This window comes from Novosphingobium panipatense (assembly GCF_900182875.1).
Lineage (GTDB): Bacteria > Pseudomonadota > Alphaproteobacteria > Sphingomonadales > Sphingomonadaceae > Novosphingobium > Novosphingobium panipatense.
Map to the genome: position 1 here is coordinate 174,349 of NZ_FXUI01000003.1, position 15,043 is coordinate 189,391.

General features: G+C 63.3%; 13 protein-coding genes. 11 read left to right on the forward strand and 2 right to left on the reverse strand.

From position 1 onward, the window contains the following. The first annotated feature begins 20 nt into the window (after positions 1-20). The 4 genes from QOL62_RS06110 (at position 21) to QOL62_RS06125 (ending at position 5,275) form a co-directional block, all read left to right on the forward strand. Positions 21-1,745: a class I adenylate-forming enzyme family protein gene (locus tag QOL62_RS06110; protein WP_233204160.1), complete on the forward strand. Its 1,725-nt coding sequence runs from the start codon at positions 21-23 to the stop codon at positions 1,743-1,745. 8 nt (positions 1,746-1,753) lie between these two features. Then, positions 1,754-2,617, forward strand: coding sequence for an amidohydrolase family protein (locus QOL62_RS06115; protein ID WP_346770669.1), 864 nt, complete (start codon positions 1,754-1,756; stop codon positions 2,615-2,617). Between the two features lie 22 nt (positions 2,618-2,639). Beyond that, positions 2,640-3,755, forward strand: a complete 1,116-nt coding sequence (locus QOL62_RS06120) for a Rieske 2Fe-2S domain-containing protein (RefSeq protein WP_283405604.1) — start codon at positions 2,640-2,642, stop codon at positions 3,753-3,755. Between the two features lie 101 nt (positions 3,756-3,856). Continuing rightward, on the forward strand, positions 3,857-5,275 hold the full coding sequence (locus tag QOL62_RS06125) for an amidase (RefSeq protein ID WP_283405605.1): 1,419 nt from the start codon (positions 3,857-3,859) through the stop codon (positions 5,273-5,275). A 44-nt stretch (positions 5,276-5,319) separates the two neighbouring features. On the opposite strand, the gene QOL62_RS06130 is transcribed toward QOL62_RS06125, so the two are convergent. After that, on the reverse strand, positions 5,320-6,102 hold the full coding sequence (locus QOL62_RS06130; RefSeq protein WP_283405606.1) for an SDR family NAD(P)-dependent oxidoreductase: 783 nt from the start codon (positions 6,100-6,102) through the stop codon (positions 5,320-5,322). 117 nt (positions 6,103-6,219) lie between these two features. Between QOL62_RS06130 and QOL62_RS06135 the strand changes: the two genes are divergently transcribed. From QOL62_RS06135 to QOL62_RS06155, 5 genes are all read left to right on the forward strand, one after another. Further along, the gene (locus QOL62_RS06135) at positions 6,220-6,978 is read left to right on the forward strand and encodes an SDR family NAD(P)-dependent oxidoreductase (RefSeq protein WP_283405607.1); all 759 of its coding nucleotides are present in this window, start codon (positions 6,220-6,222) and stop codon (positions 6,976-6,978) included. Then, entirely contained in the window at positions 6,971-8,281 is a 1,311-nt protein-coding gene (locus QOL62_RS06140) for a spinster family MFS transporter (RefSeq protein ID WP_283405608.1), read from the forward strand. The genes QOL62_RS06135 and QOL62_RS06140 overlap by 8 nt, the downstream gene beginning before the upstream one ends. Before the next feature lie 200 nt (positions 8,282-8,481). Next, the gene (locus QOL62_RS06145) at positions 8,482-8,958 is read left to right on the forward strand and encodes an Lrp/AsnC family transcriptional regulator (RefSeq protein ID WP_103730770.1); all 477 of its coding nucleotides are present in this window, start codon (positions 8,482-8,484) and stop codon (positions 8,956-8,958) included. Continuing rightward, entirely contained in the window at positions 8,958-9,437 is a 480-nt protein-coding gene (locus QOL62_RS06150) for an Lrp/AsnC family transcriptional regulator (RefSeq protein ID WP_103730769.1), read from the forward strand. Before QOL62_RS06145 ends, QOL62_RS06150 begins: the two co-directional genes overlap by 1 nt. 130 nt (positions 9,438-9,567) lie before the next feature. Continuing rightward, entirely contained in the window at positions 9,568-10,647 is a 1,080-nt protein-coding gene (locus tag QOL62_RS06155) for a 3-ketosteroid-9-alpha-monooxygenase, oxygenase component (RefSeq protein WP_283405609.1), read from the forward strand. 75 nt (positions 10,648-10,722) lie between these two features. Here the strand turns inward: QOL62_RS06155 and QOL62_RS06160 are convergent, their stop codons facing one another. Beyond that, on the reverse strand, positions 10,723-11,475 hold the full coding sequence (locus tag QOL62_RS06160) for a glucose 1-dehydrogenase (RefSeq protein ID WP_283405610.1): 753 nt from the start codon (positions 11,473-11,475) through the stop codon (positions 10,723-10,725). Between the two features lie 79 nt (positions 11,476-11,554). Here QOL62_RS06160 and QOL62_RS06165 point away from each other — a divergent pair, with 79 nt between their 5' ends. Together QOL62_RS06165 and QOL62_RS06170 are read left to right on the forward strand one after the other, a co-directional pair. Further along, a complete protein-coding gene (locus QOL62_RS06165; RefSeq protein ID WP_283405611.1) occupies positions 11,555-12,646 on the forward strand; it encodes an alkene reductase in 1,092 nt (363 codons plus the stop codon). A 190-nt stretch (positions 12,647-12,836) separates the two neighbouring features. Next, positions 12,837-14,954, forward strand: coding sequence for an NAD(P)/FAD-dependent oxidoreductase (locus tag QOL62_RS06170; protein WP_283405612.1), 2,118 nt, complete (start codon positions 12,837-12,839; stop codon positions 14,952-14,954). Positions 14,955-15,043: the final 89 nt, after the last annotated feature.

Genomic DNA, 15,043 nt, shown 5'->3' on the forward strand with positions numbered 1-15,043 from the left:
GCAAGAGGGAGAGAGCCGCAGTGGGTGACGAAGAGGTGGCAATTCGCCATCCGGCCACAGAACAAAGCGTGGATGGCGTGACGGAGATCGACCCGATCTTCACGGCCCTCACCGCACCCGGGGCGCCGTTCGCCATTGGTGAGCGCGATGGCATCCGGCAGTTCCTCAACGCCCCGTCTGATCTCAACCAGATGATCGAGCGGGCTCGCGCATTCGGTGACCGAACCTTCATCGTCGAGGAAGGTGACGATGGCCGCCAGCGCCGTTTGAGCTTCGAGCAGGTGTTCGCATGGCGCGATCAGCTCGTGTCGATTCTGGGAATCGCGCGTGGCGATCGCGTGGCGATCTGCATGCGCAACCGCACGGAATGGATCGTTGCGTTCCTCGCCGTGCTGAAGGCGGGCGGCGTCGCCGCCGTTCTTAACAGCCGCGGTGCTCCGGCGGAACTCGTCGCGATGATCGACGATGTCGGCCCGAGGGTCGTGGTCGCCGATACCGATCGTGCCAGGCTGATCCGGGCGGGGGGGTACTCGGGTCGCCTGCTCGACCTGACCAGACCGTTCGAGGACGACGTTCGGCTTGAAACCGGCGCAGAGCCGCTTGGGGATCTGGGTGCCGCTGCTCCGGGTGATCCGTGCGCCATTCTGTTCACGTCGGGCACCACCGGCAGGGTCAAGGGCGCCGTTCTCACGCATCGAAGCATCATCACCGGCCTGATGGGGGTCCAGCTTTCGGGCATGCAGGTTCTGCATTCAACCGCCAACGCGATGGGCATGCCGGTGGACACGTTGTTGCAGCACATGCCGCAGCAGGCCGCACTCCTGGTCTACCCGCTGTTTCATATTTCCGGTCTGGGTTCGGCCTTCCTGTCTCCGATGCTGGCGGGCGCGAAGGTCGTCATCATGCGGCGCTGGGATGCGCAGGACGCCATGAGGCTGATGAGCGAGGAGGCCATTACCATGTTCTCCAGCGTCCCGACCATGCTGTGGGACGTGCTGCAGAAGGCCAGGGGTGTCGAGGCTGACCTTTCGAGCATCCGCAACATCGGCGTGGGCGGGCAGGCCTTGCCGGTCAATCTGCTCGACGAGATCAGGGCGGTCTGTCCTCAGGCAATGATGGGCACCGGCTATGGCATGACCGAATGTTCGGGTGCCATCGCCCAGGCTGTAGGCCACGAGTTCGTGCGCAAGCCGTCTTCCGCCGGTCGCGTGCTGCCCCTCGTCGATATCCGCATAGAAGGTCCCGACGGCACTGAGCTTCCTGCCGGTGAGGTGGGTGAAATCGTCCTGCGCGGCGCACAGATCATGCAGGGGTACTGGAACCGGCCGGAGGAGACGGCTGCAGTTCTTTCGCCCGACGGGTGGCTGCGAACAGGAGACATCGGCCTGGTGGACGAGGAGCGCTACGTCTTCATCGTCGATCGCAAGAAGGACATGGTGATCTCCGGCGGAGAGAACATCTACTGCGCCGAAGTTGAGCGTGCGCTCGGGTCGATGCCGCAGGTTTCCGAATGCGCCGCTTTCGGCATTCCGGACGACAGGCTGGGTGAACTGCTCGTCATGGTGGTCCGGGCCGAAGGCGTGTGCGAGGCGGACGTGATCACCTGGATAGGCGAGCGCCTCGCCCGCTACAAGGCGCCGGGACGGGTCGTCATCACGCGTGAGCCATTGCCGCGCAACGATGTGAGCAAGGTGGACAAGGTGGCGCTGCGCAAGGCCTGGCCCACCATGTCGGGAGGGAAATGACAATGGGAATGCCGAAGAATATCAAAGTCATCGATGCAATGCTCGGGATTCCGGAAGCGGAAGACCGTTCGGAATGGTTCGCTCCGTTCCGGCCGCTGATAAAGGATCAGCAGACGCTGCAGCAGTTCGCCATGCCGGCGCAGTACATGTTCAAGGATATCCCGCAGAGCGCCGGGGTCGACGATTTCGTCAAGTGGACCGTGGACGAGATGGACCGCTTCGGGATCGAGCGTGCCATGGTGGGGTGGAACGACAACGCGACGTCCCGCCGTGCCAAGGAGATGTACGGCGAGCGCTTCTTCTTCGACCTGCCGTGCGATCCCAACCGGGGCATGGAGGAAGTGGCTCGCATCCGTCGCATCCATGCCGAGGTCGGCCTTTCGGCGCTCAGCGTGTTCCCGGCTGGAACGCTTCCCCAGGTTGCGATCAATCATAAGTATATGTTCCCGCTTTACACGGTGGCGTCGGAACTGGGCCTGCCGATCTGCATCAACGCCGGTATTCCCGGCCCTCGCATTCCCATGGAAACGCAGAAGGTCGAATATCTCGACGAAGTCTGCTGGTTCTTTCCCGACCTCAAGGTGGTGATGCGCCACGGCGGTGAACCTTGGGCCGATCTCGCGGTGAAGCTGATGCTCAAGTGGCCGAACCTTTACTATTCGACCAGCGCATTCGCGCCCAAGCACTATCCCAAGGCGATCATCGACTACGCCAATACACGCGGTGCCGACAAGATCATCTACGCCGGTTACTTCCCCATGGGGCTCAGCCTGGATCGCATCTTTTCGGACATGGAGAACCTGCCGCTCAAGGACGAGGTATGGCCCAAGTTCCTGCGCGAGAATGCCGTCAAGGTCTTCAACCTCAAATAACTGGAAAAGCGGAGTAACGCCCATGGCCGAAGCTGATACACCTGCCCCTGGCGACGCTCGTACGCCGCCGGTCGCCGTCTGGCAGATCCTCGAGAAGCTGCGCGGACAGGACCTTGTCGACTGGCGCCTCGCCAATGTCGAGGGCCGCGCCAGCGTTGAGGAACGCAACCTCGACATCGGGTTCCCGTTCGGCTGGTACGCGATGCTGCCCTCGGCGGATCTGGCCGCCGGCGAGGTCAAGCCACTGCGCTACTTCGCCAAGGATCTCGCCATCTGGCGGGGCGAGGATGGTGAAGTCCGCATGGTTGATGCCTACTGTCGCCACCTTGGGGCGCATCTGGGCCACGGCGGCAAGGTCAGCGGCAACCTGCTGGAATGCCCGTTCCACGCCTGGCGCTATGACGGCACCGAGGGGAATGTGAAGGAGATTCCTTACACGAAGATCATCCCGCCGCAGGTCAAGCGCAAGTGCATCCGCACGTGGCACATCGTCGAGGCAAATCGCTGGATCTGGGCGTGGTATCACCCTCACGACATCGAACCGCTGTTCGAGCCCGCACATATCCCGGAGTGCTCAGACCCCGACTGGACGGATTACGAGGTCTTCGAGTGGAATGTCTGGGGCAACATCCAGAACATGGCCGAGAACGGCGTGGATGTGGCTCATTTCAAGTACATTCACGGCACGTCCAACGTGCCGCTGGGCGAATTGCGCTGGAGCGAGTGGGGCCGCGGTGCGGACGTGCGCGCGAAGATGGGGACGCCCTGGGGCGAGGTCGATGGCTGCATCAGCTACGACACCATGGGGCCGGGCCAGAGCTGGACGCGCTTCACGGGCATCTCGGAAACGCTGCTGATCGCCTGCATAACGCCGGTCGATCTCGACCATGTCCACACCCGTTTCTGCTTCACTCAGCCGCGCAGTCAGGCCGAGGGGGAGCGGGCCGGGCTGGCCAAGGCCATCATCCGCGACATCTGCAAGCAGTACGACCAGGACAAGGTCATCTGGGATCGCCAGAAGTTCGAGCCTGAGCCGGTAATCTGCGCCGGGGACGGCCCCATCGCGGACTTCCGCAAGTTCTATTCGCGCTACTACGTCGAAGGCGAGGGCGTACCCGCCTCACGCAAGCGCGACTGAATATGCTCACCCGGCGCGAAGTCGTGGCAGGAGTCTCGGTGTCGGCAGGCGCGCTGCTGGCACCGGCCGTGCAGGCGCGAACTGGAGAAGGAAACGCGGGCGTGCTCGACGAAAACGACGCTCTCGGCCTTGCCGAACTCGTCCGCAAACGCAAGGTCTCGCCGACGGAACTGCTCGACGCGGCGATCGCTCGCGCCGAGGCAACGAACCCGCGTTTCAACTTCATGGCCCAGGAGCTCTATGATCTCGGGAGGCGCGCCATCGCACAAGGGCTGCCGCAAGGTCCCTTCACGGGAGTTCCCTGGCTGCTCAAGGATCTGCAGGTCTACAAGCAGGGGGAGCTGACGCGAAACGGCAGCCGCCTCTACCGCGACTACCGGCCCGATGTCACATCCGAACTCGTCAGGCGCCATGAACGTGCCGGCTTCGTCATCTTCGGCAAGACGACGACGCCGGAGTTCGGGCTGACCGGAACCACGGAAAGCGCCTTGACCGGCGCAACCCGCAACCCATGGGATCCGAACCGCATAGCAGGCGGCTCCTCGGGGGGCGCTGCGGCAGCGGTTGCCGCGGGCGTTATCCCTGCGGCGCACGCGAGCGATGGTGGCGGCTCCATCCGCATTCCCGCCTCGTGCTGCGGCCTCTTCGGCCTGAAGCCGAGCCGCGGGCGGGTTCCCATGGGGCCCCTGCGCACTGAAGGGTGGGGCGGGCTTTCCACCTATCATGCGATCACTCGCAGCGTGCGCGATTCAGCCGCCATTCTGGACGCGACGCATGGAGTGGAGCCCGGCTCGCGCTACGGAGCTCCCTCGCCGGAGGGAACGTTCCTTTCGAATGTCGGCCGGGATCCCGGCTCGCTGCGGGTGGCGCTGATGACGCGGCCGATCTCAGGAAGTCCGGTCGATCCCGAATGCATCGAGGCGGTCCGGAAGGCCGCTCTGCTCTGTGAGAGCCTCGGACACATCGTTGAAGAAGCGAACCTCGAACTTGATGCCGCCGCACTTGGCCAGGCCAGCTTTGCGATTATCGGACCTGCCGTTGCTGCGGATGTGACGGACAGGGCAAGGCGGCTTGGCGTGACGCTCGGGCCCGATCTGCTTGAGCCGATAACGCTGGGCTTCGTCGAGTATGGCAAGACCTTCTCGGCGATGGATCATGCAAGGGCGGGTAACGTCCTGCAGGAGGCGGCCGTTCGGGTCGGGCAGTTCATGCGCCGCTATGATGTCGTATTGATGCCCACCTTGGCGTCACCGCCGCTGCCGATCGGCCGGATCGGCCTTTCTCCCGATTGCAGCTTCGAGGAGTGGGGACGCCGGACTTCGGAGTTCTCGCCGTTCTGTCAGGTGGCGAACTGGACCGGGCAACCCGCGATGTCCGTTCCCCTCGCCCATTCCGCCAGCGGGCTACCTGTGGGTGTGATGTTCCTTGGGCGCTATGGCGAGGAAGATCTGCTGTTCCGTCTGGCGGGCCAGCTTGAGCGCGCGGCACCGTGGAAGGACCGGCGTCCGACATTCCCGTGATGCTCTCATGCCCCACCGCGTCTTAGGGACGCGGCGCGGTCGGCTCAGTCGCTGCCGAGGTCCGGAGCCCAGGCGACGCCATTGATATGCGCTCCGCCATCGACGAACAGCGTGTTGCCGGTCACGTAGCGGCAATCGTCGCTTGCGAGGAATGCCGCCACGCCGCCGATGTCGGCTTCCGGATCGCCCATGCGGCCCATCGGATTTGCCGCTTCGATGCGTTCCATCATCTCCGGCTGCCCGGCCATGATGCGCCGTGTCGAGGCCGCCATGGCTGCCGGGCAGATGACGTTGCAGCAAATGCCGTAAGGGGCCCACTCCCGAGCCGCCGTGCGGGTTAGGGCGCGCAAGGCCTCCTTGGCGGCATTGTAGTCCGCGCTGCCCATGTGCGCATTGACACCGTTGAGCGAAGCGATGTTGATGATGCGTCCCCAGCCTTGCGCCTTCATGTGAGGGAATACGGCCTGCATCGTCCACTGCGTGGCATAGACCCCGAAGCGCAGGGCGGCATCGAACTGTTCGTCAGTTTTCCGTTCGATGCGCGCCACTCCGGAACCGCGCCAGGCATTGTTGACGAGGATGTCGACCTTGCCGGCCCGGGCCATGAGGCGGTTGACGCTGGCCCTGTCAGTGACATCAACGGGTTCGAACCGCGCCTGCAGCCCCTGCTCGACCAGTTCCCTGGCGGCCGCACTCCCGGACTCCTCGTCGAATTCCGCGATGATGACGGATGCCCCTTGTGCCGCCAGCCGTCGGGCGATGCCGTTCCCTACGCCCCCGCCGGCCCCGGTCACGACGGCGACCCGCCCGTTCGGTTCATTCGGCATATTCTCGCCTCCCCATTGCCTCTACTGCGGATTCAGTCCGCATAGCTGTGGCAAAAATATTGATAATCGTCCAATCGCGTATAAAGTGGCGGCTGATAAAACGCAAAGGAGGGTAAGATGCGAGGCTTGAAAGACAAAGTCGGCGTCGTGGCCGGGGGAGCACGCGGAATAGGCGCAGCAACGGCCCGGCGCCTCGCTGAAGAGGGCGCCTGTGTTGTCATTGGCGATCTTCTTCTCGATCTGGCCCAGGCCGTCGCCGAGGACATCGCCGCCAAGGGAGGACGGGCGGTCGCCGTTCCTCTCGACGGCACGAGCGCTGAATCGCAGGCGGAAATCGTTCGCAAGGCGGTCGAGGCGTACGGCCGTCTGGACTTCTACCACTCCAATCTCGCGGGCGGTACGGACGGCGATATCGATGCGCTCAACTGCCCGGTGGAGGTGCTCGACAAGAGCTTTGCGATCAACACCAAAAGCCACTTCCTGGCAACGCAGGCGGCACTGCCGGTGATGCTGGAAAGTGGCGGGGGCGCGATGATCTACACCTCTTCCGGTGCTGCAGCGAACGGCGCGGCATGGCAGGTCGCCTACCCGATGACCAAGAATGCTATTCACGCGTTGGCGCGCCATGTCGCACAGAAGTGGGGCAAGCAGGGCGTTCGGGCCAACGTGATCTGTCCGGGGCTGGTTTTGACGGAAGCTGCCGGCGTTCATCTGACGGAAGAGTTCCGCAAGCAGGGTCTCGAAGCGGTGCCGCACACGCGCCTTGGCAAACCGGAAGATATCGCGGCCGCCGTGACGTTCCTCGCCTCCGAGGACGGGGAATGGGTAAACGGACAGGTCTGGTACGTGAATGGCGGAACCCTGAAGCGTGACTGACGGCCACCCGCGTCTCAGTAATCCCTGGTTGGTCCTGACCACGCTTCTGTTCATCTACATCTTTAACTTCGCTGACCGCTTCCTGATCACGGGCCTCGTCGGACCAATCAAGGCTGAGTTTGCCGTGGGTGACGGCACCATGGGACTGCTGATGGGGCCGGCATTCGTCCTGCTGTACGTCCTTCTAGGCGTACCGCTCGCACGCCTTGCTGATCGCGGTTCGCGGATAAGGATCATCGTCGGTGGATGCCTCCTGTGGAGCGTGGCAACGGCGGCTACCGGCCTTGCGAAGGGTGTCGTCGCTCTGGCACTGGCCCGCGCGGCCGTCGGGATCGGCGAGGCGGCTTTCGTGGCGCCGGCTTATTCGCTGCTTTCCGATTACTTCCGCGCCGAACGACGCGGCCTGGCATTCGCCATTCTCGGTCTGGCGACCTACTTCGGGCAGATGGCCGGGCAGGCTGGCGGCCCGGCTATCGCAGCCCATTTCGGCGACTGGCGCCTTGCCTTTATCTTCATGGGCTGCTGCGGGGTGCCGCTGGCGCTTGCCGCTCTGGCACTTGTCCGCGAACCTCCTCGCGAGCAGCAAGGCCAAGCGCAGCAAGTGGAACAGATCGCCTTCTTGGACCTTGTCGCAATCCTGATCCGCACCCCCGCCTATCTGCTGCTGATGTTCGGCTTCGCGCTGGGCGCACTTTCGGGCGTGGCTTTCGGAGTGTGGGGACCTGAGCTGCTGACCCGGATTCATGCTCTCGACCCGGTGGACGTGAAGTCGGCCTTTGCGATCAACTTCGGTGTTTCAGGCTTGCTCGGCATGCTCGCGTTCGGAGCTCTCTCGGATCGCTTCGCACGATCGGGGATGCACTGGCCGGTGCGGCTGTCTGCCCTGGCGATCGCATCGGCGACACTCGCGGTTCTTGCCGTCTTATGGATGAAGACCTTCACTGCGGCCATGTTCGTGGCGGTGCCTGCCGGCCTGCTGGGTGGAGGCTGGTCGGTCGGCTTGCTGGCGACGCTGCAATACATTCTTCCCGCGCGCTTCCGGGCAAGCGCCACCGCTCTGTTCATCGCTGTCACCACCATCGGTGGCTACTTCGTCGCTCCCTGGATCACCGGGGCGCTCAGCGAAGCTCTGGGCGATGACGCTGCATCGCTGCGCATGGCCCTTACGCTAGTCATACCCATCGGATTTGCCGGTGCGGCACTCGCGTGGATCGCGTCGGCCAAGGTGGAAGCGGCAAGGGCGAACCTGAACGGCGCCCGGGGGGAAGCGAAAGCCGTCGCCAATGAATCGGCACAGCGCTAATGCGCGTCTTGACATTGCGATGCGCCTTTGCCCCTTTGCCTTCCGCCGCTAGATCAATCCGAAATCATTCTCGCGCAAGGCGAAGCGCCGGTAAGTGATGGATGGATGGCCCCTCCCGGGGCGATCTATGGTTACGTTGCTGCAGGTGAATCGAAATCGAAGGCCGCTCTGCCGCCAGTTATGAAGGAACGCTCCACTGCATGCGGGATAATTTCAACGTCGACGACGTCGACATGGCGATCGTCGCGCAGCTTCGCAAGAATGGCCGCGCGACCAACCAGCAGATCGCGGATCTGCTCGGCCTGACGGCCGCTACAGTGTCTGCCCGTATCCGCCGCATGGAAGAAGCGGACCGGCTTCGTGTCGTGGCGGTGTCCGACTTCGCGGCCCATGGCTACAATGTCCTGATGCAGGTGGCGGTCGCCGTCGACGGTCGACCTGCCTCGGAAGTGGCGGCGGAGCTTGCCGAATTTCCCGAGTGCTTTGCCGCGCATCTGGTCACGGGCCGATACGACATCGACCTTCTGGTCGTCCTTCACGACTTCAACGATCTGCCCAAACTGCTGCTGGACAAGTTTTCGCAGGTCAAGGGCATTCGCTCCCTGACGCCCACGATCGCAGTTGACGTGATCAAGTACAAGTTCGACGTCGCCCCTATCTCCAGCGGAGCCAATTGATGAGCACCCCCAACCTTGACGATCTCGATCGCCAGATGATCGAGATCCTGTCGCGCGATGCTCGTGTTTCGAACCGGAAGATCGCAGCCGAACTGGGGGTCACGGAAGGAACCGTGCGTGGCCGCATCAAGCGGCTGCAGCAGGACCGGCTGATCTCGTTCACCGCCATCACTGACTTCGGGATGGCCAACGCATCGAACATCGCGTTCATCGGCGTGCAGGCCAGCGTCGAGCACGTGCGCGACGTGGCGCGGCAGATTGCCGAACTGCCCGATGTCAACGCCGTCATCATCACGATGGGGCAGTTCAACATCTTCGTGATCGCGTTGTTCGACGGGCTGGAATCGCTGTGGGCGGTTGCCTCTGACAAGATACTCGCGATGCCGCACGTGCACCACGTGGAGACCTCGATCGGCGTGAACACCGTGAAGTACAACGCGCGCGTGGTCCGCATTACCGAATCCGACCAGGACTTTTGATGGTGCGCAGAGAATAGGCTTATCTCCTACGCGTTTCATCGTCTCGTGGCGAGTTTACCGGGCTGTGCCGTAAATCAGTTGCTACGGGTGTGCGAATTATATATCTCTCTGACATCAATGGAGAGAGATGATGGCGACGACTGCGGATTATAAGCTCGGAGAATTCACTTTCCCGCGCGGCTGGTTCATGATCGGCAAGTCCGAAGATGCGACCTCCGTGCCGGTGGGCGTGCGGTACTTTGGCCAGGACCTTGTGCTCTACCGTGGAGAAAGCGGTAACGCTTACCTGATGGAAGCCTATTGCCCGCACATGGGTACGCATCTGGCTAAGAACACCACGTCCTATGTCATCAAGGACGGGGTCCACGTTCAGGGCGATAACATCCGTTGCCCTTACCATGGCTGGCGCTTCGGTCCGGACGGTCAGTGCAATCAGATCCCCTACTCCCCTTTGAAACCCCCCAAGGCCGCGAAGCTGAAGTCGTGGAAGGTGGTGGAGCGTGCGGGCTGCCTCTGGGTGTGGAACGACCCTGAGGGCATGGAAGCGGACGTCGATCTGCCTCCGTTCGAGCAGTGGGACGCGCCGGGCTGGGTGAACTGGAATGTGCGCCTGCTGGGCGAACTGGTTTGCCATCCGCAGGAGATCGTCGACAACATGGCGGACAAGGCTCACCTCGAGCCCGTTCATGGTTCGATCGAGATGGAGTACTTCCATAACGAATTCGACGGTGTCGTGTGTCGACAGTACCTGGCGGCAGGCCACAAGACGCTTGCGTCCGACGGGGGCGAAGTGATGACCAACGATACCTGGTACGTCGGCCCCGGCATCCTTCAGTCGACCATGCTCGGCGAATATCCCTCACACATGCTGATCGCCCATACGCCCATCGACGATGGGGTCGTGAAGGTGTGGTATGGCCTTTTCGTGAAGGTGCCCAACGATGAGCCGACGGAGGCCGACCGCGCCGTGGCACGCGGCTACGAGGATGCAGGCGTCGACGCCTTCGCGCAGGATTTCGAGATCTGGGGCAACAAGCGGCCCTGCTTCTCGCCGATGATGGTTCGCGGTGATGGCCCGTTCGACAAGGTTCGCCTCTGGTACAAGCAGTTCTACAACCCTCGCGCCCAGGCGGAGACATACCAGAAGCGTGTCAATGGTCGCTACACGACCCGGGGGACCAAGGAAGCGCCCTGGGAATCGGCGGCTTGAGCGGTAGGCGCTGATACAAAGAAAAGGGCGGATTAACCTCCGCCCTTTTTTCATCACGCTTGAGCGGATGCGGGTTCAGGTAGCGGTGGCGCCGCCATCAATGACAAGCGGGTGTCCGGTCACGAAGCTAGCCTGATCCGAACAGAGCCACAGCACAGCCGCGGCGATCTCCTCGGCCTGCCCCATGCGGCCCATCGGGGTCATGCCGCTGATGACATCGCGCATCCGGGGATCGGCGACGAGCGGAGCCGTCATCGGTGTTTCGATGACGCCGGGGCAAACCGCATTCACGCGGATGCCCTGCCGGGCCCAACGCAGTGCTCCGTGCCGGGTCAGCCCGATCACGCCATGCTTGGTGGCGGTGTAGGCGGGTTGCTGCCCGTTCCCCACAAGGCCATTGATGGACGCGGTGTTGACGATGGCACCCTTGCCCTGTGTCAGCATGACCTCGGCTTCCTCGCGCATGCAGTACATGACGCCCGACAGGTTGATGCCGAGGCTGCGATCCCATGCCTCGTCCTCGTATTCGTCGGCACCGAGGTTGTTTATCCCGGCGTTGTTGTGTGCAAAGTCCAGCCGGCCGAACGCCTCCACGGTGCGGGCGACCAGCGCCTTTACTTCAGACCTTTTGGCGACATTGCAGGATGCGAAGATCGCTCTACCACCGGCAGCCTCGATCTGCTGCACCGTTGCCTCACCGCCCTCGATATTGACATCGGAGACCACAACAGCAGCACCCGAGGCGGCGAAGCCCAGAGCCGTCGCGCGACCTATTCCTCCACCTGCGCCGGTGACGAGCGCAACCTTTCCGTCAAAGCCGTAGTGCATGCCTATCCCTCTTTCAAATGCGTAATTGTTGATCTATGCTTTAGCGCAAATGACATACAGCACAGGAATCTGAAAGCAAATGCGTACCATTGACGCTCTGATGGCCCCATTTGCCCTTGGATCCATAGAGATGCGCAACCGTATTGTCATGGCGCCGATGACGCGGGACCGGGCTGGCCCGGGTGACGTTCCCAACAACCTGATGGTGGAATACTACGCCCAGCGCGCCAGTGCCGGACTCATCATCACGGAGGGGGTTCAGCCGAGCAAGGCCGGGAAGGGCTATTGGCGTACGCCGGGCATCCACTCGCAGGAGCAGATCGAAGGATGGCGTCGGGTCACCGATGCCGTTCATGCGCGTGGCGGCACCATCGTGATGCAACTCATGCACTGCGGCCGGGTCGTTGTCCCTGCAAATCGCGGGTTCGAGGCGGACATCATCGCGCCTTCGGCGATCGCCTGTCCGGCGCTGGTGCCGGGGCCGGATGGCGTACCCGTTGCCACCGCGATGCCGCGCGCCGCCACACTTGCGGACATCGATCTCCTCGTCGACGAGTTTGCGCAGGCGGCACGCAATGCGATTGCGGCCGGCATGGACGGCGTGGAACTGCACTGTGCCAGCGGATACCTGATCCACCAGTTCCTCAATCCGGCCAGCAACAAGCGCGACGATGAATTCGGCGGCTCTGTCGAAAATCGGCTTCGCTTCCCGATCGCGGTGCTGCACGCGGTTGCCGACGCAATCGGCGGCGATAAGGTCGGGTTCCGGATTGCACCGGGCAATCCCTACAACGGCATGGACATCACAGAGCCGGCAGCCACCTATGCCCCGCTGTTGAAGGCTGCCGATGCGCTGGGGCTGGCCTATGTGCATGTGATCGACATGCACCTTGAAAATCTCGACACACTGGCAATGGTCCGCGCCAACTGGTCCGGCGCCGTCATGGCGAACGACAGCCAGAAGGTCGAAGGGGCGTGCAGGCTGCTGGAAACCGGCCTGGCGCACGTCGTGAGCTTTGGCCGCGCCTTCATTTCCAACCCTGATTATGTCGAACGCATCTGCGCTGGCGCTCCGCTCGCGCGGGTGGACTTCGCGCATGTCTATACAGGGGAGGAGAAGGGCTACACGGACTATCCGACGATGGCGGTCCTGGCGGAGAGCCAGGGCTGACCGGAAAGGCGCATCAGTTCGACCGGTGGATACAATACCGGCAGGCATGAGTGAAGCGGCATCATGAACAAGGCGGCGGTCCAGCGCGAGCGCGCCGACGGGCCGCTCCGATGAGAGGATACTGGTTTATGGCATCGATCTCCCAAGACTGGACGAAACGGCACGGGGTGCTCATGGAGGGGGCGGAACGATGACGTCGTCTTCGTTTGACAAGCTCCTCAGTCCGGGACGCATTGGCCCGATCGAGATCCCCAACCGCATCTTCGTGACCGCGATGGGCGTAAGTTTGTCCGAACCCGACGGTTACTGCAATGAACGGCTGATCGCCTATCACGAAGAGCAGGCAAAAGGCGGGGCCGGGCTCATCATCACCGGTGTCACGGGTGTCGCATGGCCGGTCGGCGCGGTCCTGCCGAACCAGACCGCCATCTCGGACGACAAGTTCGTGCCGGGCCTGACCGAACTCGTACAGCGGATCCACCGGCATGGCGCCAGGATCGCCGCGCAGTTGCACCACGGCGGGCTGGTCGCCGGCTATTCCTCGGATGACTTCGACGCCCAGCTCTGGGCGCCCAGTCTCCCCGATCCGTTCTCGGGCGACCTGCTGGACTACTTCCTGCCCGAGGAACTGGCCGGGTTCGCCAGCGGCAAGATGCCGTCGATCAAGGTCATGGAACAGGAGGACATCGACCTCGTCGTGCGCCAGTTCGGAGAGGCGGCGCGGCGGGCGCGTCAGGCCGGTTTCGACGCTCTCGAGATCCATGGCGCGCATGGCTATCTGCTGTCGTCCTTCGTTTCGCCCAAGACCAACAAGCGCACCGACCGTTACGGCGGCTCGCTTGAGAATCGCCTGCGCCTCCTGCTGGAAGTGATCGCAGCCGTTAAGGCCGAGGCTGGCCCCGAGATGGCGATCTGGTGCAAGCTGGACTCGCGCGAGATAGGCAAGCCTGGCGGCATCGCTATCCCGGACTTCGTTGCCGCAGCCAGGATGATCGAGGCTGCAGGCGTCGATGCAATCGCCGTTTCGGCCTACCATGATGCGGGTCAGGGCAAACTTCATTCGGCGTCGAATATCCCGCACGAGCCGGAGAGCAACCTGCCCGCTGTGGATGCGCTCCGCCGGGAAGTTGCGCTGCCGATCATCGCGTCCGGGCGGATCGAGCCCGACGCCGCCGACAAGCACATCGGGGCGGGGCGCTACGATTTCCTGGCGATGGGGCGCAAGCTGCTTGCGGATCCGGCGCTCCCGCGCAAACTGGCGGACGCCAAGGTCGAGCAGGTACGGCCGTGCATCTATTGCTACACCTGCGTCACGGCAGCGTATGTCCGCCAGCCACTTCGTTGTGCCGTTAACTCCGATACCGGCTTCGAATGCGAGCGCACGGCCCCGACCGGCGAGCGGCACTATGCGGTTATCGGCGGCGGGCCCGGCGGTATGGAGGCGGCCTGCAGGCTGGCCGAAGCCGGCAACCGGGTCACCCTTCTGGAAAAGGGCAAGCGCCTGGGCGGGACGCTTCGTTTCGCCAGCCTTGCCTACCCACCCAACGAGAAGCTGCTGAAGTGGCTGATGGAGCGGACCAGGCGCCTTGGCATCGAGGTGCGCCTGGATACCGAAGCAACGCCCGAAATGCTGCGCAGTATGGGCGTGGAGCGCGTGATCGTGGCAACGGGTGCCCGCCGGGACATGCCCGATCTCCCGGGCAACGACTTGCCGCATGTCCTGAGCGGGGACGACCTGCGCTCCCTGATCCTGGGCGAGAGCTCCGAAGAGGTGAAGCGCAAGACCGGCCTCATCACGCGTGCGGCCGCGAAGATCGGCGCTGCCACCGGCATGACCGCCAATCTCGACTTCGTGCGCAGGGCCACGCACGGCTGGATGCCGCTGGGGCAGGACATCGTGATCGTCGGGGGTGAACTGGTGGGCCTGGAACTGGCGGAGTTCCTGCATGAGCGTGGACGTACCGTCACCATCGTCGAACCGGGTTCTCATCTGGGCAAGGGGCTGCTGCTCGTTCGCCGCATGAGACTTGTTTCCGAACTGAAGGAACACGGTGTCGCGATGCACACCAGCGTGCAAAACATAGCCGTAGGGGCAAAGTCGGTTACCGGCGAGAAGGATGGCAAGATCCTCGAAATCGCGGCCGATCACGTCATCGTCGCCATGGGCGCCTCGGGTGACACCAGGCTTGCCGACCATCTCAGGGCGCAGGGCTTCAAGGTCGAAACGGTGGGCGACTGCAATGGCGTGGGATATATCGAAGGTGCCATTCGCGGAGCCGCCGACGCGGTAGCACGCCTGGCCGTCTGACAGCGCCAGCACGGCCATTCTGGATCGAGTAAGGGGCGGATCGGAACCGCCCCTTTTTTGCGCCATCAGCGGAGCCAGTCTGACTGGTC

Bases quoted from the DNA above. Each gene is read 5' to 3' on its own strand.
- QOL62_RS06155 (WP_283405609.1), top strand. From the start codon at position 9,568: ATGGCGACGACTGCGGATTATAAGCTCGGAGAATTCACTTTCCCGCGC.
- QOL62_RS06115 (WP_346770669.1), top strand. From the start codon at position 1,754: ATGCCGAAGAATATCAAAGTCATCGATGCAATGCTCGGGATTCCGGAA.
- QOL62_RS06135 (WP_283405607.1), top strand. From the start codon at position 6,220: ATGCGAGGCTTGAAAGACAAAGTCGGCGTCGTGGCCGGGGGAGCACGC.
- QOL62_RS06160 (WP_283405610.1), bottom strand. From the start codon at position 11,475: ATGCACTACGGCTTTGACGGAAAGGTTGCGCTCGTCACCGGCGCAGGT.
- QOL62_RS06165 (WP_283405611.1), top strand. From the start codon at position 11,555: ATGCGTACCATTGACGCTCTGATGGCCCCATTTGCCCTTGGATCCATA.
- QOL62_RS06120 (WP_283405604.1), top strand. From the start codon at position 2,640: ATGGCCGAAGCTGATACACCTGCCCCTGGCGACGCTCGTACGCCGCCG.
- QOL62_RS06145 (WP_103730770.1), top strand. From the start codon at position 8,482: ATGCGGGATAATTTCAACGTCGACGACGTCGACATGGCGATCGTCGCG.
- QOL62_RS06170 (WP_283405612.1), top strand. From the start codon at position 12,837: ATGACGTCGTCTTCGTTTGACAAGCTCCTCAGTCCGGGACGCATTGGC.
- QOL62_RS06130 (WP_283405606.1), bottom strand. From the start codon at position 6,102: ATGCCGAATGAACCGAACGGGCGGGTCGCCGTCGTGACCGGGGCCGGC.
- QOL62_RS06150 (WP_103730769.1), top strand. From the start codon at position 8,958: ATGAGCACCCCCAACCTTGACGATCTCGATCGCCAGATGATCGAGATC.